The sequence below is a fragment of the Prosthecobacter sp. SYSU 5D2 genome (assembly GCF_039655865.1).
Taxonomy (GTDB): Bacteria; Verrucomicrobiota; Verrucomicrobiia; order Verrucomicrobiales; family Verrucomicrobiaceae; genus Prosthecobacter.
On sequence record NZ_JBBYXL010000004.1, the window covers coordinates 341613 to 367869 of the forward strand.

The following is a 26257-nucleotide window of genomic DNA, read 5'->3' on the forward strand; positions in this document are numbered from 1 at the left end:
GATGGGATCCCGTCTCTGCCTTCCGCCACCCACCCACATCACAAAACATCCACCACCCATCCCCTCCTACAACCCGTAATCCCCTTCCGCCATGACCGTATGCTTGACCATCCGCTTCATGGACGGCGGACTGAGGTGAAAGTGGCAGACATCCACCTCATCCTTTTTGACCCCAGGAACATCCGCCCAACGCGAATCCTGGGGAAAGCTCATGAGGGAAAGCAGCACCGCAGGCGGCCCCGGCAAGGTGATTTTCTTCCGCACCAAAGCTCCCACCATCGCCTCCAGTTCCCCATCATCAGCTTCCGTGGAAAAAGCTTCCAGCAGTGACCACCAGGTCAGTCCCTGGCGGCTTTTGGGAGTCAGCCAGAGATAGGAGCTCAGCGTGCCTTCAGCATCCACCACTCCCACAAACTGATGCTGCCGGGAGGGCGATGCGCCATACCAGCGCAGCCCCTCCGGTGTGATCCATTTTTCCAGCCTGTCCTCCCACTGCCACGCGCGCACCAGGCGCTTCACCTCATGCACATCCGTCGTGATGCGTCGGCCCGCAGGCAGACGCGGCCAGGGGCGGCCTTTCACCCTGGCCAGTGCCCTGCCCGCCAGCCCCATCGGCACAAGCACACGGCGGGCCTTCAATTCCCCATGCCAGCCCACGCGTGTGATGATGGCCTGCACCTCAGCACTCGGTGTCGTATCCAGCAGCAAATAAGTTTTGGCCAGCCTTTGCAAATGCATGGCCATGGGCACCGCCGCATTGCGATGTTCCGGGGCGATGACCCAGCTCGTCGCAATCAACGCCGGCATTCTTTCTCCCTGACTGGCATAGTCTGCCGGAATGATGCCCAGAAATCCGGCCAGCCCATTCTCATGGCGCAGGACCCAGCCCTGATGCGGGATGTCACTCACAGAAGGATTTTGATCCCACCAGTGCGCCATCCGCTGCGGCCAGTATGCCGACCGTGGATCATCAGCAAACTGCCCTCGGAGAAACAGGATCAGCTCTTCCCTGGCACTCGGGCTGTCCACATAAGGCTCGACTCGGCATGGCATTCCATAAGGTATGCCAGCCGGAAGCGTCTTGGCAAATACTCAAGCATTACGATCAAGCGCTGGCCGCCAGTTTTTCCAAGTCCGCCCTTGTGGTTTCATAGGTCGTTGCAAAGTCCAGCGCCGCCGGGTCCGGCCGGAGGCCCTGCCTTTCACAGAAGCTCTGATACAGGCCCGGCCACCAGTTTCGATGTGTCGTCTTCCCCTCCTCCTTCCACGCGCTCCAGTTGCTCAGCACCTTGCTCCAGCAGGCACTGCCAAAGTCGATGGCCTCCTTCTGATCGCCAAAGGCGCTGACATACCAGTCCCGGCCGATGCGGGCATGCAGCACCTCATCCGCCCAGTCGTAGTCCTGGAACAGCTTGCTCAGCGCATCGCCGGAATCCGCCCCCACCTCCCATTCAAAGCGCTTGCCCGTCTTGGTCATAAGCCCCTGCTCGATGAAATAAAGCACCGCATGCCGCTCCCAGGGCTGAAGCTGGGTGTTCAGCCCCAGTGACCAGGTGAAGTTCACCATCACATGCTTGGGCCAGTCAATGCCCAGCTTCACAAACCCCACCTCGCCCATCATGGCGTGCCGGGCTTCGTCCCAGAGCTGCCGGGTCATGTCTTTGTAATATCCCCAGGGCTTCTGAGGCGTCTCCGTCAGGATCGTTGCCATCATCTCCGGCACATCAATCTCGCGCAGCCGCTTGTAATACATCATCAGCGTCTTATCCCGGCTCTGGAAACGCGGGTCATACAGGAACTCTTCTGCATGGACGCCCATGTTATACGGGTCAGGAAAACGCTCATCACGCTTCGGCACCTTGTCATGGACAAAGGCTTGGCCGCTGTATCTGAAGATGTCCTCATCCTTCAACGGCATCCGCTCTTGAGAGCCGTCCAAATCCCCCGCCGCATCCAGCAGCGCCTGCAGCAGACTGGTCCAGTCCGCCATGACCTGCTTCTGCCCGGCATCCACCAGGCACCCAACCGCTTTCTTCCCATATTCCACCACCTCTTCCATTTCCACAGTTGCAAAGCGGCAGATGCGCAGGCTCGGGTGGTCGCTCAGAGGATTCGTCTGCTGGACATGCCGCTTCAGTCCCCTTAGCAGCGCCGGGAAGGCATATTCATAGATTCCGGTCAGCAATTCCTCGGTGGTGGGTGCATTCTGGATTTCATTAAAAAAGGTTTCCAAATGCGGATCCGGGATCTTTTCCAGTCCCAGAGGCGGCGTTCGCATCTCCGCCACCCTCTCCCGCATGGCCGTGCAGTGCTCCGCGCAGTAATGACTGTGCAGGCTAAATGCCATCTTCAGCTCATACACCGGCTCTGCCGTCAGCCGGGCCTGAAGGATCTGCATCAGGCGTTTGAGGGCAAAGTGATAACGCTTGATGCGGTCCACACTCTCATCCACACCCAGCCCAGGCTGGGCGGCCTCTTCAAACGAAGCCAGGCCCGCCAGCGGAGGCAGGTTGCGATAGGGGGAATAAGAAAAATCGCTCATGATTGCATTTTCGCCTCGCAACCCGGCTTGGCACAAGCACAAGTCAAAAACCACGAACAAGCAGGCAATTTTCACCAATCCCAACTTGCCAGGCGGGCCACACGTCTTTCATCTCCTGCAAATCCAATGAAAATCGTTGTGATTAGTATATTAATTTTGAAATTTATGGAATGAGTGTCTAAATTTCAAAAAGTTATAACGCATGCCCCTTCCAGCCCTGCCAGATCTTACAGCTCCTACCAACGACCTTCAGGCCGTCCGGGCGCGGCTGCTTGCCGTCCGGGCCTCTCTGCAAAAGGCCTGCCAGGAATTGGATGCCCAGATCCAGGCTCTGGAGGAGATGAGCCTCCCAGCGCAGCATGTAGAGACCCAGCCGAAGCCAAATCTTTTTGAAAGCGAACCGGTGCCTCCCGTGACGGCGGACACCGCCCCCGCCAAGCAGGCTTGGCAAAACCAGCCGCCCACCAGCATCGTCATGGAAGCCACCTCACCAGTGGCCCTGGCCCCGGAGCTGGAGCAGGCCACATTGGAAGAGCTCAACAACGCCCTCTCCAAAGCCTTTGCGCAAATTTCTGGGCGTCATCATTGGGCCGGTTGATACACCTTTTCGCAACTAAGGCGTGAAATGTCCGGACATCTCTTCCGTTGAGTCTCCTCCATGAAACGCTCCAGCTTTCTCATCGCCCTCACCGCCTCCATCCTCTGCCTCCAGACCGCCGGTGCGGCAGACAAACCGCGTGTGCTGATCCTCGGTGATTCAATCTCCATCGGCTATACTCCTTTTGTGCAAACGACGCTGGCAGAGGAAATGAGCGTTATGCGCCCTATGCGGGGTGAAAAGGCGGAAAACTGTAGCAGCACCACCGCAGGCGTAGAGAACATAGACCGCTGGCTGGCCATTGATGGCGGCAAATGGGACGTTATCCACTTTAACTGGGGGCTGCATGACCTCAAGCACGTTAAGGCCGATGGCAAAACTGTCTCCGACCAGGCCGGTGACCCGCCGCTGAATGCCGTGGAAATCTATGAAAAGAACCTCCGCGAGATCGTCGCCAAGCTCAAGGCGACCGGAGCCAAACTCATCTTCGCAACCACCACCCCGGTGCCGAATGAACCCATGAAGGTTTATCGCAAAAACTCCAACGTCATCCTTTACAATGAAGCCGCCCTGCGGGTGATGAAAGACAATGGAATCGCGGTCAATGACCTTTACGCCTTTGCCCTTCCCAAGCTCAAAGACATTCAGATCCAGCCCGCCAATGTCCATTTTACTCCGGAAGGTTCCGCCGTTCTCGGTGCCGAGGTGGTGAAAGCCATCCGTACCGCCTTGAAGTAGCGATTTTCGATGCTGCCGGGAAAAAGTGAAGCTTTTTTGACTTCGCATACCTCCAGCCGTGGGCCGGGGCACGAAATGACTTCACCAGCAGACTTTCTTGAACATTCCATACCTTTCAGGTGTATAGTGGTACGTGATGATACGCACCACTGCTGCCCTGTTGTTGCTGACAGGCCTCGCCCTGGGTGAGGCCAATGTTCAGAAGCCTGCCAAAGACCAGAATGCGAAGACGGTCACCGTCGAGCCCGCAACCTCTGCTGAGCAGAAGATCGAAATCTCCGTGGCCAAAAAGCCGGCGGAGAAGGTGAAGCCGGACCCGCTTGAGAAAATCAAGGCCGAAACTGCCAAGCTCGTCGCTGAGAGGGAAAAGATCGCCGCGCAGATAGCACTGGAACAGGTCAAGCTGGATGAAAAGCTGGCTGAACGGAAACGCGCCCTGGCTGAAATCCAGGTGCGGATTGAGGAGATGAAGGCCAAATCGGACCTCGCCGATGCTGAGCAGCGCTCCAAAGACTACGAATCCCTCAGTGAGCTGCGCCGTCAGGCTGAACTGGCCATGATGGAAGCAAGCATCGCCAAAAACAAGGTGGATACCGAGGGCTACGAGATGAGGCAGGAGGAAAATGCCATCCGCCGCAAGACCACGGCACTGGTCCTGGCCATGGAACTCCAGCAGAAGGAGGCGGAATCACGCACCTATGCAGGCAAAGAACCCACCTACCTGAAAGACCCGGTACAGGGAAACAAGCTGATCCTTTCCGACCGCACCATCGCCCTCAATGGCGTCATCACGACCAAAACGGCAGACAGCATTGCTGAGAGGATTGCCTATTATAACAACCGCGATGCGGAGGCACCGGTCTTCATTGTCATTGATGACAGCCCGGGCGGCAGCGTCATGGCAGGGTACAAGATCCTGAAGGCCATGCACGGCTCCAAAGCCCCCGTTTACACGGTGGTGAAGTCCTTTGCCGGCAGCATGGCCGCCTGCATCACCACCCTTTCCAAACGGTCCTTTGCTTATCCAAATGCCGTCATCCTGCATCACCAACTCTCCGCCGGTGTCATGGGAAACCTGACTCAGCATCGGGAAAGCGTGAAGGAACTGGAGGAATGGTGGAAGCGCCTGGCGGATCCTGTAGCCACGAAAATGGGTCTGACCCGGGACGAGTTTATCTCTGCCATGTACAAAAAGTCCTCTACCGGTGACTGGAATGAATTTGCCGACAATGCCCAGAAGCTGAAGTGGGTGGACACCATTGTGGAAGAAATTGAGGAGACTGCCCTGCTACGGCATCCGGACAGCACCCAGCCGGCCCAAACTGGCAGCACCTCCGTCCGCATCACACCGCCCGGACACAGCCTGGAAAGCGGCGTCATCGAAGGCAGTGACGAACGCGGCAAACCTGTGGGCCTCCTGCCCCGGCTAAATCCGCTGGATGCCTACTGGATGTATAACCCGGACGGCTACTACCGGATGCAGTAAGCAGTTGAGCATCCGCCGATTCATGGCTTAGCAGAGGTTGGGCAGCGGTCACAGGATCCCACTGTCCAACCTCTTTTTTATCCCCTATGGCCCAGCCCCCCCTTTCTCCCTTGGAAACCACGAATCCCTGGACCACCCTCAGCAGCCGCGAGGGGTATTCAAATCCGTGGATCCGTGTCCGCGAGGACCAGGTCATCAATCCTGGCGGGGGCCGGGGGATCTACGGGGTGGTGGAATACAAGAACCGGGCGGTCGGTGTGGTGCCGATTGATGAGGAGGGCCATACTTGGCTGGTGGGCCAGTGGCGCTACTGTCATGAGCAGTATGAGTGGGAAATCCCCGAAGGCGGCTGCCCGCCCGGCGAGGATCCTGCTGAGTGCGCCCGGCGCGAACTTCTGGAAGAAACCGGGCTGCGGGCCACGACCATCGAGCCCCTGCTCCTGGGCATCCAGCTTTCCAATTCCACCACCAATGAAGTGTGTGATGTCTTCGTGGCCAAAGGCCTCAGACAGGGTGAGGCCGCCCCGGAGGAAACCGAGCAGCTCGACGTTAAAAAATTGCCCCTGACCGAAGCCATCCAGATGGCTCTGGATGGACGCATTCGCGACAGCGTCAGCGTCCTGGCGTTGCTGCGGCTGGCGTTGCAAGGTTAATCGCACCTGGCTTCAAAAGCGGCATCGCATAACGGTTTCCTGCGGGACGCAGAAAACGGCAGGCGGGACGCCCGCGCTCCAGTTAAGGCCCCTTCGGCGTGTCTTTCCGCTTTCAAGTTGAGTGATTCTGCCTTCCTTCTATGCATGGCTGAAGTTCCTTCCACACGCATTCTTCCTCTTGGCAGCACGGCTCCTGAAATCGAACTGCCGGATGCGGCGGGAAATGTTTTCACGCTGGATGATGTGCGGGGTCCGCAGGGCCTGCTGGTGATGTTTGTCTGCAACCACTGCCCGTTTGTCATTCATCTGGCAGAGGCACTGAGCGGCTTTGCCAAAGAACTGGATGCTCAGGGCGTGGGCGTGGTGGCGATCAACTCCAACGATGTGGAAAAGTACCCGGCAGATGCACCGGAGAAGATGCTGGAATTTGCCGCCAAATATGACTGGAAGCTGCCCTATCTCTACGATGCTGACCAGAGCGTTGCCCATGCCTATGTGGCCGCCTGCACGCCGGATTTTTACCTGTTCGATGGGGAACTGAAGCTGGTTTACTGCGGGCAGTTTGATGGCTCACGGCCCAAGAACAGCACGCCAGTGACCGGCGAGGATCTACGGGAAGCCGTGCGCGGGATGCTGGCAGGAGAAAGCCCCCTGCCCTCCCAGCGCCCCAGCACGGGCTGCAACATCAAGTGGAAGACCGGGAATGAGCCGGAGCATTTTGGGAAGTAAAGGCAAACCCATTTGGCTCAATCTGTCTCTCTGTGTAATCACATTCTCGCGCAACCTTCAAGGATGGGGAGCGTTGTAAGGGATAACACATGGCACCGACTTCCCTTTCTGATGTCCTTTTTCAATCGGCGAGCCTGGCGGGCTGCCGGGATCAACTGCGGCTGCGGCATGCGCTGGAGGAGGCGACGGACAAGCGGCTGCCGCTGATTGATGCGGTGCTGGATGCGAATGTGGTGGATGAGGAAAGCTTTTTTTCCAGTCTGGCGGGTCAACTGAGCCTGCCCTATGCCAATGAGGAATCAGAGGAGCAGGAAGGCCTGCACAACCGCTTTCCGGCGAAGCTGGCGCTGCGGCATCGCATCTTCCCGAAGCAGGTGAGCGGGGTGGAGGCGACGGTGCTGACTTACAACCCCTTTGACCTGAGCGCACGCCAGGCGGTGGGGCAGGAACTGCAAAAGCGGGTGCACTGGCAGATCGCCAGCCGGCATCGCATCCTGGAGGCGCTGCACCAGGGCTACGGCGTGGGGGCGGAGAACTTCGAGGAACTGCTGGAAGGCCGCGAGGGCGGTGACCAGGACGATGACATGAAGCAGGAGGTCAACGTGCTGGACGAGGCGGATGAGGAGGCCACGGTGATGAACTTTGTGAACCAGGTCTTCCGCGAGGCGCTCAAGGAACGGGCGACGGACATCCATGTGGAGCCGCTGGAGCGGGACCTGCGCATCCGCTACCGCGTGGACGGCAAGCTGATCGAGGTGCCGGTGCCGCCCAACATGCGCGTGCTGCAAAATTCGCTGATTTCACGACTGAAGATCATGGCGCACCTGGACATCGCGGAGCGCCGCATGCCGCAGGACGGACGCATCAACCTGGAGCTGGACGGCGAGCCCATTGACGTCCGTGTCGCGACCATCCCGAGCGTCAATGGTGAGTCGGTGGCCCTGCGTTTGCTGACGCGGAAAAAATTCGACATGAACGCCATCGGCCTGGATCCGGAGACGGAGGCGAAGTTCCGCAAATTGCTCGCCGCACCCAACGGGATCATCCTCATCACCGGCCCGACGGGGTCCGGGAAAAGCACGACGCTTTACACGCTGCTGAAGGAGCTGAACACCAAGGACCGGCGCATTGTGACCATCGAAGACCCGGTGGAAAACAAGCTGGACGGCATCATCCAGATCGCCGTGAAGCCGGAGATTGACCTGACCTTTGCCGCCGGTCTGCGCAGTATCCTGCGCGGTGACCCGAACGTGATCATGGTGGGGGAAATGCGTGACCAGGAGACGGTGGAAATCGCCATCCGTGGCGCGCTGACGGGTCACTTGGTGTTCTCCACCTTGCACACGAATGATGCGGTGGGCGGCATTTCACGCCTTTTGGACATGGGGATTGAGCCGTTCATGGTCTCATCCTCGGTCCGTGCTTTCCAGGCCCAGCGGCTGGTGCGCACCCTGTGCCCGCATTGCAAGGCCCCGGCGCATCATGAGGACAGCTTTCTCAAGGCCTGCGGATTTCCTCTGGAGTGGAAGGACAAGCTCTTCACCCCGGTGGGCTGCCGCTCCTGCCGCAACACCGGTTTCACTGGACGGCTGGCCATCATGGAGATCTGCCTCATGACGGAGACGCTTCAGGAGAAGATCAACCAGCGGGCGACGAGCATGGAATTGAAAGCGCAGGCCCTGAAGGATGGCATGATCCCGATGCGCCAGTATGGATTCCGCAAAGCCTTCCAGGGTATCACGACGCTGGAAGAAGTGATGACCGTGACGGCCGCGAGCGAGTGAGGTGCGTAGCTGCCCTCGCCAGAGGGTGGTCTTTGCACCCTGCCAAAAATGAGTCTATGGAAGGACCATGGCAGGTCATTCCCCCCTCGAACTCGGCAAAAAATTCCTCACTGAAAACGCCACCCAGCCGGGTGTCATCACCACGGCCAGCGGCCTGCAATACCTGGTGCTCCAGGAAGGCAGCGGCAAAAGCCCAACGCTGAAAGACACAGTCGTCGTTCACTACCGGGGGACGCTGATCAACGGCGCGGAATTTGACAGCTCCTACAAGCGGGATGAACCGGCTGAGTTCCCCCTGAAACGGGTCATCAAGGGCTGGAAGGAAGGCGTGCAGCTGATGAAAGAAGGGGCGAAATACCGCTTCTTTGTGCCGCCGAAACTTGGCTATGGAACACGCGGGTCCGGCATTGAGATCGCTCCGAATGAGACGCTCATTTTTGAAGTTGAGCTGCTGAAGGTGTGGGAGGATTGATTTAGCGCAATCTTGGGGTGGCGGGTTTCGTTTCAGCATTTCTATGATGCGCCGAATCCTTTTTTCCTGCCTTTGTCTGACCAGTGCGGCCTTTGCCGATCTCGCCGGGAGCAAGCCGAACATCCTGTTCATTCTGACGGATGACCAGGGCTACGGAGACCTCTCCGCGCATGGCAATCCGGTGCTGAAGACGCCGCATCTGGACAGGCTGCGGGAGGAGAGCGTGCGCTTCACGGACTTCATGGTCAGCCCGACTTGTGCACCGACGCGTAGCGCAATTCAGACGGGCCGACATGAGTTCCGCAACGGGGTGACGCATACCATTCTGGAACGCGAACGCATGGATCCCAAGGCCACGACCATCGCCCAGGTGCTGAAGGATGCGGGCTACAAGACTGGCATCTTTGGCAAATGGCATCTGGGGGATGAAAAAGAGTACCGGCCCACGGCACGCGGTTTTGATGAGCAGTTCATCCATGGCGGCGGGGGCATCGGCCAGAGCTACCCTGGAAGCTGCGGAGATGCGCCGGGGAATGAATACTTCAATCCGGCGATCCTGCATAACGACAAGTTTGTCAAAACGGAAGGCTATTGCACGGATGTCTTTTTTGCCCAGGCGACGAAGTGGCTGGAGTCGGTGAAGGGTGGGGAGCCTTTTTACTGCCACATTGCAACGAACGCGCCGCACGGGCCATACATCGCCAAACCGGAGGACCGGGCGCTGTATGACGGCAAGGTGCCGGATGAGGCGGTGGCGAACTTTTTTGGAATGATCCATAACATTGATGAAAATGTAGGCCGGCTGATGGCGAAGCTGGAGGAGTGGGGCATCGCCAAAAACACGCTGGTGGTTTTTATGAACGACAACGGCGGCACGGCAGGGGTGAAGGTGTACAATGCGGACATGCGCGGCTCCAAAGGCAGTCCCTGGATCGGCGGCACACGGGCGATGTCCTTCTGGCGCTGGCCGGGCACGCTGGTGCCTGCAGACTGCGGGGCGCTTACGGCGCACGTGGATGTCTTCCGCACCTGGGCCGGGCTGGCGGGTGCCACGCTGAGCGCCGGGGCTGAAAAGCAGGCGGAAGGCCGCAATCTGCTGCCGCTGCTGGAAAAGCCGGACAGCGCCTGGGAGGACCGCGCTCTCTTCAGCCATGTGGGCCGCTGGCCGAAGGGCACGGATCATGAAGCAGCCAAGGCACGCAATGCCAGCATCCGCACGACGCAATATCAACTTGTCAGCGAGGGCGCACGCCGCCAGCCCTCCAAGGTCAAAGCCAAGGCTCAGCCATCTGCCGAAGCACCCGGCTGGCAGCTTTTTGATGTCAAAGCCGATCCTTCACAGACAAAGAACATTGCGGCGGAAAAGCCTGAGGTGGTGAAGTCCATGCTGGCGACGTATGACCAGTGGTGGGATTCGCTGGGCGGCCAGATCGTCCTGAATGAATCCGCCAAGGGACCGAAGCTGAACCCGTTTGCGGAAGAATACTGGGCCCAGTTTGGCGGCGGTCCGACGGACCAAGACCGGGCGAGAATGGACCCGGAGAAGGCCTGGAGCTTCGAGGCGGGCCGGGCGAAGAAAAAATGACCCGGACACGGGCCCCAAAGTTAGGCTGCCTGTTTTAGCAGGTAAGGAGTTTGTAAAGGAGCATCACGACTATTGATTCTATAATCTGAGACGCTAAAATGGGCTTATTATCATCTTTGATAGTAAGCGGCTCATTTTTATGGCTTCTCTTCGTTCCATCTTCTTCTTGATCGCAGTCCTTTTGATAGGGGCTACCGCTGGTCTGGCAGTCAATCCGGTAAGGCTGATGGTGGATCTCTCCCCGGAGCCAGACGGTGTGATGCTAAGCGCCTTTGATCTTTGCATCGTGGATGCGCAGGCAAAGGTAAACCTGGAGGCGCAGCAGGCGCTGGGAAACAAGATGCTGGCGCGGGTGAATGTCTTCGAGGTACCGCAGGACTCTCCTGCCGCAGAAGCCGCACGGTCTGTCGGTGTGCCGCTGCTGGAGGCGACCCGGAAAGGCTGTGTGCGGCTGGATGCCACGCATCCGCATTGGGTAGCGGTCGTGGTTTACCAGCTGGTGCAAGGGGCCGCTGAGCGCGGTTTTGACGGATTTGTCCTCACCGGCCTGGAGACGCTGAGCCAGGATGCAGAAAGAGCGGCCTGTTTGAGGGTGATCGCTGAGGTGGACAAGGCCTACCCGGACAAGCAACTCATGATTGAAGGCGGGCTGGACCTGGTTCCGGAGGCACGCCGCTGGCTGGAAGGCGCGCTGTTTTTGGGTGATGCTGCACGTTCCCCCGCCCGTGACCGGCAGATCCGCGAGGTCAAAAGGCTGGGGGTGCGGCCGCTGGTGGTGGACTCTCTGGCAGCGGACGTGAGCCAGGAGGAAATTGAAAGCCGGGCGCAGCATTACCGGGCCATGGGGGCGGTACCGTTTTTTACCACGCCGACCATGGACGGGACGCACCTGGGACCGCTGCGGGAAGTGACCCGGCGTGTGCTGGTGATCCACTCCGGTCCGGCACGGGAGACCTTCACGGCGAAGCTGCTGCACGGGAGCCTGGAGTGGATGGGCTACCAGGTGCGGTATGTGGATGCAGGAGTCTCGGCCAGACCGGACTGGGAGAGTGAGCTTTCCCGCATCAACGGAGTGATTTTAGATGCACGTCTGGCTCCGCTGCCGGAGCAGCAGGCGGCTTTGCTCGGGCTGGTGGACCACTTGAAAGCTCATGAAGTGCCGCTGCTGATCACCGGGGCCATGTGGGGGAATGCGGAAGAATTTGCAGAGTGGGCAAAAAGGCTCGGCCTGCGCGGGAGCGGGAAATCTCTGGCAGTAGGGACCGACTGCCGGGTGAACTGCATCGAAAACGCTTGGCTTCAGGAAGACGGGGCCGTGCGCGCGCGGAGCCGGGGATTTCGGGATTTGCAGGCACCGGCAGGGGCGAGAGTGGTGAGTTCATTTGAATCCGGGGAGGGAAAGAAGGCGGTACGGTTTGACCCGGTGTTTCTAGCGTCCTGGGGCGGTTTCTGGCTGGATGAGGCGGCCATGGAGCTTGGGCCGCAACTGCAGCCGCTGCCGTTTATTGAAAATTGGTTAGGCCAGCAGTCATTGCTGCCGGTAGCGGACGTGGCCAGCCAGAACGGGCGACGTCTGATGGTGCCGCACATCAGCAGCGAGGGTTTCGCTGCCGGCACCAGCCTGCAAGGCCTGCCCATCGCTGCGGAGGTGATGACGGAGAGGATTCTGTCCCGCTATTCCCTGCCCTTCACCGTGGCGGTGTGTGAAGGCGATGTGCGCGGGATCAATCCCGGACATGAGGCGCGGGACGCGCTGCGGTATGAGACGGCGGCGCGCGCGTTGTTTGCCCTGCCCCAGGTCAGGGCAGCCTCCGCCAGCCTCAGCCGCCCTCAGGACTGGAGCAGATGTGAGACGATGCCGCGTGAGGTGGCGGGGTCCATGGCCTACATTCACCGGCAGCTCCTGCCCGCAGGTCGGCGGGTGGAGCTGATGCTCTGGCCCCATGGTTCACCGCCAACCGCAGAGGGAGTGGCCTTCAGCAAAAGGATGGGCGTGGACAATGTGCAGCCCCAGCTCCTCGACAACGCCACGGGACGCCTGCCACCGCCTGCGGCCATGACATGGGGCAGAAAGGATTCTTTCCAGTCGCTGGCACCTGGCCTGCGGCGCAAAGGGCCTCTGGATGCGACTTCGTTCATCAGTCTGGCGGAGGCTCAGGGACGGGGCCGGTGGATGGCACCGGTGCATGTGGGACTGAATTTTCACGATGCCACCAGTGAGGAATCGCTGTGGGAGGTGGAGCGGGTGCTGGACTGGTGCGCCAGCCAGCCGCTGCAAGCCATGAGCCTGACGGACCACGCCAAAATGGTCCGCGACGCTGCGGAAACACGGTTTTTCATCCAGGGACCCGGACACTGGATCATCGTCAATGCAGGGCACGCACGCACTTTGAGGGTTCCGGTGAGCGCCGGTGTGCCTGACCTGGACCGGAGCATCGGCATCGCCGGGTATGTGCAGCGGGGCGGAGACCTGTATATCCATACCCTGGGCCGGCGGCGCACGGAACTGGTGCTGAGCCCGAAAGGCAGCCCCGGACATCTGCGGCTGGCCAGCAGCAGCGGGGCCGTGCGTTACATGGAGGCAGGGCATCAAATGGCCCTGCTGCAAGTGGCTGATCTGCGGCCGGTAGAACTGGTTTTTGCAGGCATCCAGCCAGGAGCGATGTGCCAGATTTATACCAGTGAGCAGCCGCAGTTCATCCTCGCGGATGCCAAGGGACAGGTGGAGGTGACCGTGCCCGCCCAGACCCTGATGCGCCTGCAAGTGCTGCCGGCCCAGCAGGCGGCCATGAGATAAATCCCCGTCATTTCTCCACTCTCCCGACTATGAAATTCCGCTCGCGCACTGCTGTTTTGCTGATTCTTCTCTACGGTATTCTGGCCCTGGCATGGAACCATCGCCTGGCACAGAAAGAGGACGATGGGCAGGCAGGCAGGCGCCTGGAAAGGCAGGAGCACATTGCGCTGTATCTGGCCAAGACTCCTGAAGGCAACGTGACGCCGGCGCTGATGGGGCTGGTCTCCCTGCCGGATGAGCAGTTGCAGGCGCTTTCCGAATGGGTGGACCTTCCGCCGTTGACCCAGATCCGGCAGCTGACGGTGCAAGAAGGCCGGGTGGCGGCACTGGGACCTGAATGGGGCGAATTTTTGTTGGATACCTGGTTAGCCCATGACCGGCCTGCGGATCTCATTGAAGTCCACCTGATGATCGCCGCCGCAGGTGACCGGCTCAGCGATGAGGCGCGACGGGCCGCGCTGGAGTATCTGGCGCACGTGGCCATGCGGAGAGGGGATACGGCAGATGCGGTGACCATCCTCGGGAGGGCGAATGAACTTCCCGGTGCCACCTGGGAGACCCTGCAACAGCTCGCTACCGCCTGCCGCAGCGCGCAGAACACCGCCCCAGCGCTGCGTGCCATCACCCTCTGGTTGAACCGGCACGAGAGCCAGTCGGGTCATCCCGCATTGGAAGAGGCACGGGATCTGGAGCTGGCACTGATGATGGAAGCCGGCCGCACGCCGGAAGCGCTGTCTTTGCAACTGAGCCAGCTCACCGGCTACGCACCCTACCCGGAGCGCACGCTGGACCGTGCCTGCCTGGCCGCCCGCAAGGCCCACCAGGGTTCCAGCATGCTGCCGGTCTTGGAGCGCCACCTGGAGACTTTCCCTGAGCATGCGCTGTCCTTGGAAAAACTGAGCCACCAGGTGCCCGTGAATGCAGACTACCTGCGCTGGCTCACCTGGCATGCGGCCATCAGTGATGATGAGCAGCCTGGACCAGCGGCCTTTGCCTCCTACCGGCGGCTGGCGGCGGCGCGCGTCTCCCAGGCCCTGCCCAGGCTGTGTGCGCTGGCCAGCAATGAGGCCATGAAGAAGGAATTGCAGGAAGCACTTTCCCAGGGTCTGGACCGCGCGGAAATGCAGCTCACCGCCCTGCAACTGGCCCAGCATGATCCTGTGGCCCAAAAGGTGCTTTCTGACCGGCTGCGGGCGGAACCAAAGAATCGTGACCTGCACTTCGCCGCGACGCTGGCGGCGGCAGCAGCGCAGCACAGCGGGTCCACCGGCATTTTGTGGCAGGAGTTTTTACGCCGGTTTCCCGGTGACCAGGCGGCCCGGCGGCGGCTGGTGCAGGCCTACATCCACGAGCAGCAGCCCGGCATGGCGCTGCGCACCTATGCGGAGTTCCCAGCCGGAGAGCTGACGGCGGAAGACCGCCAGCACCGGGAGCTTTTGAAGCAGCTTTAATCTCTGATCGCCACCGCAGGGCCGTAAAATTTGGGTTCGGTCTGCAGCAGAGTGACATCCAGCGCAGCATTGACACGGGCCAGGTACTCCCGCAGATGCGTGGCCAGGCCAAAGGTGCGGGAGACATCTTCGGCATTGAAGCCTGTGGCCTCCAGCCCATGCTGCCGGGCCAGGAAAACGGCGCGCTCATTATGGAAGCGCTGGGAGACGATGATGAAGCGGCTCTGGCCAAAGATTTCTTTGGCACGCACCACCGAGTCCAAGGTACGGAAGCCGGCATAATCGCAGTAGATGCGGTCAGCGGGCACTCCGGCGGCGACGAGGGATTCCTTCATAGCGGTGGGTTCATCGTATAGATGGGTACTGTTGTCACCGCTGACGATCAGGGCCCGGACCTTCCCTGAATGGTAAAGCGCGGCAGCGGCCTCCATGCGGTATTGGTAGAAGAGATTGGGCCGGCTGCCGATGCTCGGGGAGCAGCCGAGAACGAGGGCGACGGGCGTCCCCGGGAGATAGGAAACATCATCCGTGCATCTGCCCTCAGCGGCCAGTTTCACCCACCCATGGCTGCCACCGAGAACCAATGCGCAGGCAGCAAGGCCGAGGATGAGGACGATGAAGATGCGTTTCAGGCTGAGGCGTTTCATGGTTCATTGCGGGGGTTGCGGGCGCATCAGGACCACGTGCTGAAGCAGCAGGCGGTAATTGTCAATCCAGCGGCTGGTGCCGTCCTCGTTCATGGCCTTGGCCTGGCTGGCCCAAAGGTAGGCTTCTTCAGCCTTGGCAAACTGGCCTTGCCGGTGCCAGTGCACGGCCAGGGCCATGCGGGACTCTTCATGAAGCGGTGACTGGTAGATGGCATTGCGGATCTGCGCCAGGGCCTCATTATGGCGCCCCTGGGCGTCATAGGCATCCGCAAGGGCCAGGGCATACAGATAATGGTGGCCGTTCAAGGCGACAACTTTTTCAAGATCTGCCGTGGCCCGTTTGAGGACGGGATGATCGGGGGTGCGCTGGTCAGCCGTCAGCTTTTCCAGCAACGCCAGGGCACGCTGGTAACGGGGGACCGGATTGGCGGGATCCGCCTCGACAGCCGCATTCAGAAACTGCTGGCGGGAGAAGCCATCGTTTTGTGCACCGGCGATCTGCGCACGGGCCAGATAATAATCCCCCCACCCATGCAGCCAGGGGCCGGCCAGCAAAAGCAGCGAGGCCGAGGCAAGCAGCACTTTGGCCAGGGGCCGGGCCAAAGGCAGGCGCAGCGGTGTGTGGCCCTCGCCCTCCTGGCCTGGATTGGCCAGAAGACCGAGCAGCAGGGCCAGCGTCAGGGCCGGTGCGGCGACGTGAAACTGAAACTCAAAGAGCGCATGAACAAGCATGGCGACCAAGGCGGACAAGGCCCCGAGGCAGAGCGCCAGATTGTTGCTCAGGACACGTCCGGTTTGCAAAAAACGATGCCCGGCAAACCACGCGAGAAAGCGCAGCCCGTTCACCGCATGTACGATCACCACCAGGGCCAGCAGCAGCAGCCCCGCCCAGCCATAGTCCGCCAGCATTTGCAGATACTCATTGTGGGCGAAGAGCGCCTCGCCGGAATAGGAAGGCAGAGCCTCCGAACGGTAGCGGATGCTGCCATCATAAAACATCCGTGCCCCGACGCCGGTCCACGGTGACTGCGCATGCTGGGCCAGGGCCGCCTGCCAGATCTCCAGCCGCACATCATTGGCCATGGGGCTGGCGATTTCGCGGCCCCGCAGGTATTCTTCATTCACCTTCCAAAGGATGGATCCGCCCACCATCACAAGAAAGAGCCCGCCGCCCAGCAGGCTCCAGAACAGATGCCGCTGAGTCTGCCACACCATGATGAGGGCCAGCAGTGAGAAAATGACGGCCCCGGTGGCCAGGCCAGTCAAAGCTCCACGGCTGGCCGTGAGAGCCACGCCCAGAGCCATGGCCACCATGAGGAAGCCCAGGCACATCTTGATCATGGCCCCTCCCCGGCCAAAGCACAGAAGGCCGCACGCCAGGAAGAAGACCATGGAGAAAAAGGCCCCGAGATGATTCGGGTTGGCATAAAAACCACCGATGCGCCCGGCCGCAGCGGAGCGGAAGAAATGGGGCACAACGTGAAAGTCCCACTGCCCTGACAGATGGATGAAACCCACGGCGAGATTTCCCGCCACCAAGGCCAGCAGGACACCAAAGACTGCCAGCCGCCAGCGGGGATGGCTGGCGGCAGTGGCGGTGAGCATATAGGCCACCCAGGCAGCGGCGAGAATAAACAGATCCTCCCGTGCATAAGCAGCCACGGGGGAGAGCCAGGCCCGTGCGGCGATGTAGCCGGTGAACAGGGCCATAACGCCCAGGCAGACATCACTGGGTGAGAAGAAGACTTTCAGCCGCCAGCGCAGGGTGGCCACCAGACCTGCCAGTCCTAAAAGGGCCGCGCCAGGCCAGAAAAACAGCAGGCGGGTCTCCGTCCCCAGCACTCCGGCAATGAACAGGCCCAGCAAGAACAGAATGAGTGCGGCGAATTGCATAGAGGGGGCTTCTTTTTTGCCGCTGAATGTTCCGGGATGCAATGCCGCTATGCAAGGAGGCGCTTTACCAAAATCCCCACTGGCGTGTGGCCATGACATAGCCACCCAGAAGAAGATTCGCCACCGCATGCATGACAATGCAGGCACCAAGGCTGCGGGTGCGCACTGCCAGGAAATAAACCAGTGAACCCCAGATGAAGGCAGCGGCATAGTCCGCAGGATGGTGCGCCAGCATCACCAGAAAGGTCACCAGCCCATACACGGGCCAGGAGTGCTCACCAAACGGCACCTGCTTCCAGTCGCGGTCCCCTGCCCCGATGTAACGCATCAGAAAGCCGCGCCAGAAGATCTCCTCCACCAAGGGAACAATGATGACGAGACGGATGAAACGCATGCCGATGGAAAGGCCCTGCCAGAACGGCCAGGCGCTGAGCACTTCTGGATTGAAGCCGTCCGTCCGGGCCTCAAAACCCAGCCATCCAGCCCAAGTCGGCACCTCCACACCGGATGTCACCCAATGCTGATGGAGGTAGGCCGGCAGGATCCAGAAAAAGATGCCGGCAGTGCCCAGCAGCACCGCCAGCCACAGCCCACGCCACGGCCCAAAGCGGTAGTGCCGGGAAAAAAACAAAAGCAGCGCCCCTGTCACGACCGTCTGCAGCGGATACAGCCAGTGCTCCGGCGCACGCTGGTACCAGGGCAGTTCAGGATTCTCGATCCGCAGCCAGCCCGGTACACCCGTCAATAACATAAAAACCGCCAGCGGCAGCACATAGGCTGCGGTGGCGGATTCTTGCAGTCGGCGGAGACGGTCAGACATGGATGAGCCAGACGGAGTCGCACTGGTGCATCATCATGCAAGCGCGGTCTTCATGGGAAGTCCGCGCCTGCGGGAGGCAGAACTACCTGCGCTTCTTTTTACCACGACCATGCAGGATGGCGCGGGCCTTGTCCTCTTCATCCAGGACGGTGGTGTATTTGTAGCTGAAGCCTTCCAGCTTTTTACGCTCGATCTTCTGATTGATGAGGCGCTCGATGCTGGCGACGTAAGGCAGCTCCTCCGCGCTGAACATGGTGTAGGCATCGCCCTCTTTCTGGGCACGGCCGGTGCGGCCGATTCGGTGGACATAGTCTTCAGAGTTTTCCGGCACCATGTAGTTGATGACGTGGGTGACACCGCTGATGTCCAGGCCACGGGCGGCAAGGTCGGTGGCGACGATGACTTCAAACTCGCCATCGCGGAAGCCTTTGAGGGCGCGCTCACGCTCGCTCTGGCGGATGTCTGAATGCATCACGGCGACTTTGTATTCACCTTCCTGCTGGAGGGCTGCATAGAGCTGGTCTGCCTGCGCCTTGGTACGGGTGAAGATCATCAGGCTGGCGAAGTGGGTCTTCTTCAGGATGGCCAGCAGCAGTTCCTGGCGCTGGTCGCTGGCCACGGGATACATGTAATGGCTGACCGTCTCCGCTGGAGAGAAGCGGATGCCGATCTCGATGCTGGTGGGGTCCTTCAGCGCAAACTCGGCCAGCGTCTTGATCTGCGGCGGCATGGTCGCCGAGAAGAACAGGGTCTGGCGTGACTTCGGGGTACGCTCAACAATGCGCCTGACGTCCGGCAGGAAACCCATGTCCAGCATACGGTCCACCTCATCCAGGATGAGCACTTCCAGGTTCTCGAGGTTGGCGGTGCCGTCCTGCATAAAGTCAAGGAGACGGCCAGGCGTGGCGACAACCACGTCCACGCCCTGTTGCAGGCCTTTGCGCTGCTTTTCATAACCGACACCGCCGTGAACGAGGAGCACACGGAGACCGGTATGCGCGCCGTATTTTTCAAACTGCTCCACCACCTGGGCAGCCAGTTCGCGGGTCGGTTCAAGGACAAGGCAGCGGAATTTCCCGGGGGCGCCCAGACGGCTCAGAGTGGGCAGGGCGAATGCGGCAGTCTTGCCAGTGCCGGTCTGGGAAGCACCGATGACATCGCGGCCTTCCATGACCACAGGTATGGCCTGGGCCTGGATCTGCGTGGGCTTTTCATAGCCCGTTTCCCTGACGGCGGCGAGAACGCCGTGGCTGAGACCGAGGATTTCAAAAGCTTCCGGGAAAGGGCCTTCAGGAGCCTGGGGGGCGGGAGGAGGCGGCAGGGCCTCGTAGTTTTCACGAGGCTTGGAATCGCCGGAATCCCGCTCACGGGCAGGGCGCTCACCGCGACGCGGACGGCCATCGGGACGGTCGCCGCGCGGTTCACGGGCAGGGCGGTCTCCGCGTGGTTCACGCGGTGGACGGTCGCCGCGGGGCTCACGCGGTTCACGAGGGGGCCTGTCACCACGGGGTTCACGCGGCGCGCGCGGCTCACGCATAGGCTGGTCACCGCGGGGTTCGCGTGGCGGACGGTCCCCCCGCTCACGGCGTGGACCATCACGATCCCGGCGGCGCTCTCCAGCCGGCGTGGCAGGAGCCGGTGCTTCGTCAGGGAACATGGATGCAGGATTGCGGGCTTCAGCCTTGGTCCCTGCTTTGGATTTCTTTTCGCCCAGGCCAATTGCTTTTTTAATGCCTGTCTTCAGGCGGCTCATCAGGGACGCTTTTTTCTTGGGCTCGGAATGTCTCGGTTCGCTCACAATGATATTGGTTAGGTAGTCGGTCAGGTCCTATCGGCCACACAGCACCACAATGCAAATAGAGGGGTGATGCAAATGCATACGGCGGATTGGTTCAGTACCTTTTGGGGCTTGTTAATATGCCACCTTTTTGGTGGAGCATAGCGGGTTCGAACCGCTGACCTCCTGCATGCCATGCAGGCGCTCTACCAACTGAGCTAATGCCCCGGAAATAAAAAAACCGGCTCCCCTTTTCTGGGGAGCCGGAGATTAGCGTCGGCACTTGTTTTGACAAGTGATTTCTGCTCTTTTTTTGAATTACTTTTTCGCTGGAGCCGCAGGCTTGGCAGGAGCGGCCGCAGCGGGGGTGGTCTTCTTGCTGTCGTAGATTTTCTTGGCTTCGGCGATCTGGGCGGCGGTCATTTTGGCCTTCAACTCATCACGATATTTGACGGCCAGCTCAGCGCTGTTGGAAGCGTCCACAGCCAGGTCGGCATAGGCCAGGGAGCGGGCGAGGTCGGGTTCATTTTTGGCTGTCGCAAGACCACGCTCATACAGGCTGGCAAGGCGCAACATGGCGAGGGGTTCCCCCTGCTCTGCAGCATTGCTGTATTGAAGAGCAGCTGCGGTGGCATCGACAGAACCGCCGGCACCCGTTTCATACATCTGGCCAAGAGCCACCTGGCTGGCGGCAAAATTGCGTGAGGCAGCGCGCTGATACCAGCCCATGGCTGCAACGACGTCCTGGGCGACACCGGTGCCGTTCTGATATAGGCCGGCGAGGCGGTGCTGGGCCTGCGGAAGACCGGAATTGGCCGCGCGCAGATGGAAGGTGAAGGCCTTGGCAGGATCTTTGTCCACCACGGTGCCGGTTTCATAATAAACACCGACATTGTAGAAGGCCTCTGCGGAACCGTTCTGAGCGGCCAGGCGATAAAGGTCGAGAGCGCTTTTGGCATTCTGGACCACGATGGCTTCGGCGTCCGCAGCGTCGCTGGCTTTAAGGCCGGATTCAAAGTAGTTACCGAGGCGGAAAAGGGCCTGGGCATCGTTGGCGTTGGCGGCCTTGGTGTAATATTCCACGGCTTTCTTGAGGTCCTTGGGCTGACCGCCGAGGCCGTTTTCATAAATGGCACCCAGAAGGCGGTTGGCGGCGGCAAAGCCTTTAGCAGCGGCATCTTCAAACATTTTGATGGCAGCTGCAGGGTCTTTTTTGACGAGCTGCTTGCTGCCTTCAGCCGGCGGATCACCATCAAAAAGGCGGGCTGCATAGGTGCTCATGGCCACGGCATTTTCCTGCTTGGTGGCTTCAATGAGGTAGTCCAGAGATTTCTGCTCGTCCTTCGGTAGTCCGGGAACGCCGGCTGCGTAGAGCTGGCTCAGACCCAGAGTGGATTCACCATCGCCTTCAGCACTGCCCTTTTCCAGGAGTGCACGGGCTTTGTCCACGCTCTTTTCAATGCCGCCTGCACCGGCAAGGTGCAGATTGGCAAGGAGACGGCGGGCGACCTTGTTGTTGGCGGCTTCGGCTTCCTGGATGAGCTTGACGGCTTCCTGCACACGCTCAGCGTCCTGAGGGAAGGCCTGAAGAAGGACCTGGGCCAGCTCCACCTTGGCCAGGACCTGGCCCTGGGCGGCGGCTTTGCGGAAGAGCTCAACGATCTCGTTGACGTTGCTGTTGCTGAGAACACCCCAGTGACCGAGGGCATACTGGGCATCTTTGTCACCGTTCTTGGCGAGTTCATTGACCTTGGCCAGTGCTGCATTGAAGGAGGCGTTGACATCAGGCCCTTTCCCAGGCTGGTCTGCGGCAGCTTTTTGATCGGCGGCAAGCTGTGTCAGGATGGCTTCCAGGGCCGGACTCACGTTCGGCATTTCGGCGGTGTCAAGACCGGCGACTGCGACCATGGAGGCAAGATTAACTTTTAGGGCTGTGAGTAACATATGGGGTTGGTTTTTAAAGAACTCGGTTTTAGACCCGCCACGGCGGGAAGCGCTCATTTTTTCCGATTTTGTGCAAACAAATCAAGACTTTACCGCTTATTTGAGAAAATACTGCGAAAGAACCGGCGATGGAGTGTCAGAGGGCGATGACAGACACCTTTTTTTGGACGCACTCAGCGACCATTTCCTCCTTGCCTAACAACAAGGTCATGCCGGCTTCCACGGCTATGACATCCACCCCCGCGGCTGCGGCGTTGCGAATGGTGTCCGGACCGATGACAGGAACATCAAAACGCATGTCCTGTCCAGGCTTGGAGACCTTGGCCATCGTGGCCCCGCCCCGCCCCAATGCACCGCCGCGTTTGACCGCTTCATTGGTTCCTTCAAAGGCTTCGACGGCCAGGACGGTACCGTTTTTCACCACGACGGTCTGGCCGATGTCCAAGCGGCTGCTTTCCTTGGCAATTTTAAAGCCGTACTCGGCATCCTCCCAACGGCGTTTCTTGATGACCGGCCCTGCGACATGACCGGGCACCGGCATGAGCTCTTCCAGAAACGTGGTGGCGGGAAGCAGGGTGATACCGTCCTTGGCCAGTTCATCGCTGATGGCCCCAAAAAGCGTCTCGGCATTCCGCTGTTTCAGCCTGGCCAGCATCATGAGCAGACGAAGATCCGGCCGGAGATCGAACAGATTGTTAGGCGCGATCTGGCCCACCATCACCACCTGCCTAACTTCTTGTTTGACAAAGAAGGCGATCATCTTGCTGAGCTGGCCCACACGAAACCATTCGATGGCATCCACCCTGTCCGCCAGTTCAGGCCTGGTTTCATTGACAAAAGCGGCCGCCACCAGACGCCGGACACCGGCCTTGCGCGCAGCCTGGACAAAGGTTTCCGGATAGATGCCGTTCCCGGCAATCAATGCAATGTTGGAGAGGTCTGGGGACATGGGTCAACGGGCGGCCATGATATAACCGAGCAGCATCACAGCCAGTACAATGGCTGCCACCCAGCGCCAGAAAATTTCTTTGGATGCAGTTTTGCGCGACGAGCCGCTGCCGAACTCACGTTCGGCAAATTCGTCATAATCGAAGTCTTCATCCGGGAGGTCCAGGCCGTCATACCGGCTGTTGTCTTTTTTCCAGCCCGACTGGGCGCAGGCACCGCAGTCATCACAGGCCTCCTGTCCACGCGGCACCCACTCACCGCATGCAGGGCACTGACCTGGAGGCTTGAATGACATGGGGAAAACGGCTGGCAGAAGTTGCAGGTCTGCCAGCCGTGCAGGGGTTAGAGCTTGGCCAGGCTGTCATCCAGGGCGGCGATGACGGTGCCGATCGTTTCATCGGTTTCATCACCCATGTTGGAGATGCGGAAGGTCTTGCCCTTCAGCTTTCCGTAACCCCCGTCAATGATGAAGCTGTGGTTCTTCTTCAAAAGACCGATGAAGGCGGCAACGTCAATGTTGCGGTTGTTGGCCACGCAGGTCAGCGATTTGGATCGGTAACCTTCCGGGGCGAAGAACTCGAAGCCGTTTTTCCGCACCCATTCATGGACCATGCCGTTGAGCCGGGCATGGCGCGCATAGCGGTTTTCCAGACCTTCGGCAAACATGGCCTGGAGCTGATGACGGAGACCGTAGATGAGGCTGATGCAAGGGGTGCTCGGCGTCATGCTTTTTTCGCCATTGGACTTGAACTCAAGGAAATCGAAGTAATAACCCCGGTCATTGATCGTGGCTGCGCGGGCCATGGCGGCTTCTGAGGCGGCAAAAAGGGCCAGACCTGGAGGCAGTGCAAAGGCCTTCTGGCTGCCGGTCAGGAGGACATCAATGCCCAGTTCATCAAAGTTCACCGGCACCGTAGTAAAACCGGAGACGGAATCGGTGATGAACATCACATCAGGATATTTCTTCTTCAGCGCAGCAATTTCAGCCAGGGGGCTGAGCACGCCGGTGGAGGTTTCATTGTGAATGAAAGTGACGGCGTCAAACTCACCGGTGGCGAGGCGTTTGTCCATCTCCTCAGCGAGGATGGGCTGTCCCCACTCCACCTGATAAGCCTCGGCTTCCTTGCCGCAGCGGCGGGAGACATCCAGCCACTTGTCCGAAAAGGCGCCGTTGCAGCAGTTGAGGACCTTTTTCTTCACCAGGTTGCGGATGGAGCCTTCCATGACGCCCCAGGCGGAGGAGGTGGAAAGAAAGACCTGCTGTTTCGTTCCAAAAAGCGTCTGGAGCTGCGGCTGGATCTCTGCATACAGATCCTGGAAGCCTTTGCCACGATGCCCCATCATGGGCTGGGACATGGCCGCGAAGGTGGCGGGACTGACTTCGACGGGACCGGGGATATAGAGTTTGACGTGAGTGCTCATGGAATGGTTGGGCCTGCAGCAGGCAGATAAAATGGGCCGGGAAGGTAGAACCAACGCGCCTGCGTGCAACTGCGGATGCAAGGCAAGTGATACCCGCGGCGGACGGCGCTTACTCCTCCTTGAAAACCGGCTGGAGAACTTCCAACAGCGCGGTGCGGGTGATGTAAAAAACATCCGGCCCATTATCCACCTGGCCAAAATACAGGGCGGTGGATTCCATGCCCTCCTGGGTGGGGGCGAAATTCAGGGTGATGTCCCGTGTCGGTCCGGTATTTGTGCCAGGCTCGCCAAGGGTCACCACGATCCGCAGCGCGGGCTTTTGGAGGGCGGTGATGGCATTGGTCGCATCGGCAGACCAGTCCTGCACATTCATCCGGGCCAGCAGGCCGGCCAGGCGGTCGGCTTTCACACGGTCAATCTGGGGCGTGATGTCCCGCTGGGCACGTTCACCTGTCCACTGGGCGGTGGCGGGATCATAATTCAGGATGAGGGGAGGATTGCTGCCGAGTGAAAGGCTGATCCTGCGGAGGGCAAACTGGGTGAAACGCAGCACGCCCAGCCCTTTCCATTTGATGCCCTCCTGCGGGATGCTGGGCAGAAGGGAGGCGTCAATCTGGTAAACGCTTGGCTCCGTTTCATACTTGGCAAAGAACTCGGTGCGCTCCGCATTGGCACCGAAGAGGATTTTGAATGATCGTGCCTGTTCATCCGCCAGTGTCAGGGTGAGGAAAGGCTTGTCGAGCCCGTAGAGGCTGAGATTGGCCGCTGAATCAGAGGCATAACTGCGAACGGCATGGCTGTTTAACGCTTCAAAGAGGCGGGAAACGCGGTCGCCATTGGCCGGCTCCACGCGCTCATTGCGCAACAGGAACCAGGAGCCCGATTTCTTGGCCAGGACAACAGTGGGGAAGATGACGGAATCAATGCGAATGCCAGCCATTTTTTCTTCATCAATGCGGGTCAGCATGCGGTCGCGAAGGTCATTTGGCTGGGCCCAGAGGTCCTTCAAGGATTTGGAAACAACCGTGAAAACCGGGCGCCGGTGACTGGACGTGGCCTTGGTTTCCATTGCATCTGCCAGGGGTTTGGTGAGGGTGATTTCCACCGGTTTCGACTCCTCCCCCTCGGCAGCTGCTGAGGTGATGGTGACCTTCAGCGTCTGCGCATTGAGATCCGCATTGCTTGTACCTGGTTCAGGAGCGGCGGGAGAAGCCCCGCCGGAAGCTTCGACAGCATCTTTGATTTCAAGATTGAGCAGAGTGGACAAAAGCTCGCCAATTCTTTCCTTGCTGCCGCGCGTTTGGAGAGGTTTGACGAGAATCCAGTCGCCATCCTTGTTGACGCGCTGCAGTTCGATCTGGCCACCTTCCTGGACCAGTTTGACTCCGGTGACATTTTCGGCGGGCACCCTGACGAGCTTGTTGTCACGCCAGTCTTTGGGAGCGGGGTTCAGCAGTTCCGGCAGGGTGGTCTTCACCACATAATAAGCCTCTTTATCAGTGTCATTGGATTTCTGAACGCCCAGATAATGGCTTCCTTCCAATGCGGACGGTGCTCCCAGCCAGATCTCCAGCACTTCTTTGCTGCCCGCCATCAGGCGGAGCTTGTGCCGGGGCTGGTCCAGGGCGGTCTTGGCCCAGCCGGCACTGTCAAATTCGTCCCGGTGCACTCTTTCGATCCATCCGATGGCCTGGAGCTCTGTGAACAGCTTGCTGACTTTTTCAGAATCGGCGTGATCATTAAACGGACGCCGCACCCACCAGGTCTTGCCTTCGCTGGCCAGCGTGACTCCATCCCCGCCGCTGGAATCAATTTCAAACTGGGTGATTTCCGACTTGTTGAACTTGACGGGGCCGCGCTTCATCTCCTGAAGTTCACGTGTGGAGGGAAGATAGCGTTCAATGCCAAGAATGACGGCTCCCAGCCCGACGGCAAGAAGCAGCAAAAGAACCGTGGTGCGCAAATGCATGA

21 protein-coding genes and 1 tRNA gene are annotated in these 26257 nt (G+C 59.8%); 10 read left to right on the plus strand and 12 right to left on the minus strand.

Annotated elements, in window-relative coordinates; genetic code table 11:
- Positions 1-66: 66 nt before the first annotated feature.
- A complete protein-coding gene (locus WJU23_RS08870; RefSeq protein WP_346332196.1) occupies positions 67-909 on the minus strand; it encodes a hypothetical protein in 843 nt (280 codons plus the stop codon).
- Positions 910-1105: 196 nt separating this feature from the next.
- Positions 1106-2542, minus strand: a complete 1437-nt coding sequence (locus WJU23_RS08875; RefSeq protein ID WP_346332197.1) for a hypothetical protein — start codon at positions 2540-2542, stop codon at positions 1106-1108.
- 202 nt (positions 2543-2744) lie between these two features.
- Between WJU23_RS08875 and WJU23_RS08880 the strand changes: the two genes are divergently transcribed.
- From WJU23_RS08880 to WJU23_RS08925, 10 genes are all read left to right on the plus strand, one after another.
- The gene (locus WJU23_RS08880; RefSeq protein WP_346332198.1) at positions 2745-3140 is read left to right on the plus strand and encodes a hypothetical protein; all 396 of its coding nucleotides are present in this window, start codon (positions 2745-2747) and stop codon (positions 3138-3140) included.
- Positions 3141-3200: 60 nt separating this feature from the next.
- Positions 3201-3878, plus strand: coding sequence for an SGNH/GDSL hydrolase family protein (locus WJU23_RS08885; RefSeq protein WP_346332199.1), 678 nt, complete (start codon positions 3201-3203; stop codon positions 3876-3878).
- 136 nt (positions 3879-4014) lie between these two features.
- Positions 4015-5364: an ATP-dependent Clp protease proteolytic subunit gene (locus WJU23_RS08890; protein ID WP_346332200.1), complete on the plus strand. Its 1350-nt coding sequence runs from the start codon at positions 4015-4017 to the stop codon at positions 5362-5364.
- Positions 5365-5450: 86 nt separating this feature from the next.
- Complete coding sequence (locus tag WJU23_RS08895) at positions 5451-6017, plus strand: NUDIX hydrolase (protein ID WP_346332201.1); 567 nt, start codon at positions 5451-5453, stop codon at positions 6015-6017.
- 144 nt (positions 6018-6161) lie between these two features.
- Positions 6162-6746: a thioredoxin family protein gene (locus WJU23_RS08900; protein WP_346332202.1), complete on the plus strand. Its 585-nt coding sequence runs from the start codon at positions 6162-6164 to the stop codon at positions 6744-6746.
- 89 nt (positions 6747-6835) lie between these two features.
- Positions 6836-8530 (plus strand): ATPase, T2SS/T4P/T4SS family, encoded by a 1695-nt coding sequence (locus WJU23_RS08905; RefSeq protein WP_346332203.1) that lies wholly within the window; start codon positions 6836-6838, stop codon positions 8528-8530.
- Positions 8531-8597: 67 nt separating this feature from the next.
- Positions 8598-9002, plus strand: coding sequence for an FKBP-type peptidyl-prolyl cis-trans isomerase (locus WJU23_RS08910; RefSeq protein WP_346332204.1), 405 nt, complete (start codon positions 8598-8600; stop codon positions 9000-9002).
- Positions 9003-9045: 43 nt separating this feature from the next.
- Entirely contained in the window at positions 9046-10587 is a 1542-nt protein-coding gene (locus tag WJU23_RS08915) for an arylsulfatase (protein ID WP_346332205.1), read from the plus strand.
- A gap of 139 nt (positions 10588-10726) precedes the next feature.
- Positions 10727-13384, plus strand: coding sequence for a hypothetical protein (locus WJU23_RS08920; RefSeq protein WP_346332206.1), 2658 nt, complete (start codon positions 10727-10729; stop codon positions 13382-13384).
- 29 nt (positions 13385-13413) lie between these two features.
- Positions 13414-14835 (plus strand): hypothetical protein, encoded by a 1422-nt coding sequence (locus WJU23_RS08925; RefSeq protein WP_346332207.1) that lies wholly within the window; start codon positions 13414-13416, stop codon positions 14833-14835.
- Here WJU23_RS08925 and WJU23_RS08930 read toward each other — a convergent pair.
- The 10 genes from WJU23_RS08930 to WJU23_RS08975 form a co-directional block, all read right to left on the minus strand.
- Entirely contained in the window at positions 14832-15482 is a 651-nt protein-coding gene (locus WJU23_RS08930; protein WP_346332208.1) for an ElyC/SanA/YdcF family protein, read from the minus strand. The two genes, WJU23_RS08925 and WJU23_RS08930, sit on opposite strands and share 4 nt — an antisense overlap.
- 3 nt (positions 15483-15485) lie before the next feature.
- Entirely contained in the window at positions 15486-17375 is a 1890-nt protein-coding gene (locus tag WJU23_RS08935) for an O-antigen ligase family protein (protein WP_346332209.1), read from the minus strand.
- Positions 17376-17439: 64 nt separating this feature from the next.
- Complete coding sequence (locus tag WJU23_RS08940) at positions 17440-18195, minus strand: CAAX prenyl protease-related protein (protein ID WP_346332210.1); 756 nt, start codon at positions 18193-18195, stop codon at positions 17440-17442.
- A gap of 82 nt (positions 18196-18277) precedes the next feature.
- Positions 18278-19852 carry a DEAD/DEAH box helicase gene (locus WJU23_RS08945; RefSeq protein WP_346332211.1) on the minus strand — a complete coding sequence of 525 codons (1575 nt, stop codon included), beginning with the start codon at positions 19850-19852 and terminating at the stop codon, positions 18278-18280.
- A gap of 272 nt (positions 19853-20124) precedes the next feature.
- Positions 20125-20200 (minus strand) — tRNA-Ala (locus WJU23_RS08950).
- Positions 20201-20290: 90 nt separating this feature from the next.
- Positions 20291-21880, minus strand: a complete 1590-nt coding sequence (locus WJU23_RS08955; protein WP_346332212.1) for a tetratricopeptide repeat protein — start codon at positions 21878-21880, stop codon at positions 20291-20293.
- A 172-nt stretch (positions 21881-22052) separates the two neighbouring features.
- Positions 22053-22865: a UDP-2,3-diacylglucosamine diphosphatase LpxI gene (lpxI, locus tag WJU23_RS08960; RefSeq protein WP_346332213.1), complete on the minus strand. Its 813-nt coding sequence runs from the start codon at positions 22863-22865 to the stop codon at positions 22053-22055.
- A 3-nt stretch (positions 22866-22868) separates the two neighbouring features.
- On the minus strand, positions 22869-23159 hold the full coding sequence (locus WJU23_RS08965) for a hypothetical protein (RefSeq protein ID WP_346332214.1): 291 nt from the start codon (positions 23157-23159) through the stop codon (positions 22869-22871).
- Between the two features lie 47 nt (positions 23160-23206).
- Positions 23207-24286 carry an alanine--glyoxylate aminotransferase family protein gene (locus tag WJU23_RS08970; protein WP_346332215.1) on the minus strand — a complete coding sequence of 360 codons (1080 nt, stop codon included), beginning with the start codon at positions 24284-24286 and terminating at the stop codon, positions 23207-23209.
- A gap of 109 nt (positions 24287-24395) precedes the next feature.
- Positions 24396-26255, minus strand: coding sequence for a DUF4340 domain-containing protein (locus WJU23_RS08975; RefSeq protein WP_346332216.1), 1860 nt, complete (start codon positions 26253-26255; stop codon positions 24396-24398).
- Between the last annotated feature and the right edge of the window lie 2 nt (positions 26256-26257).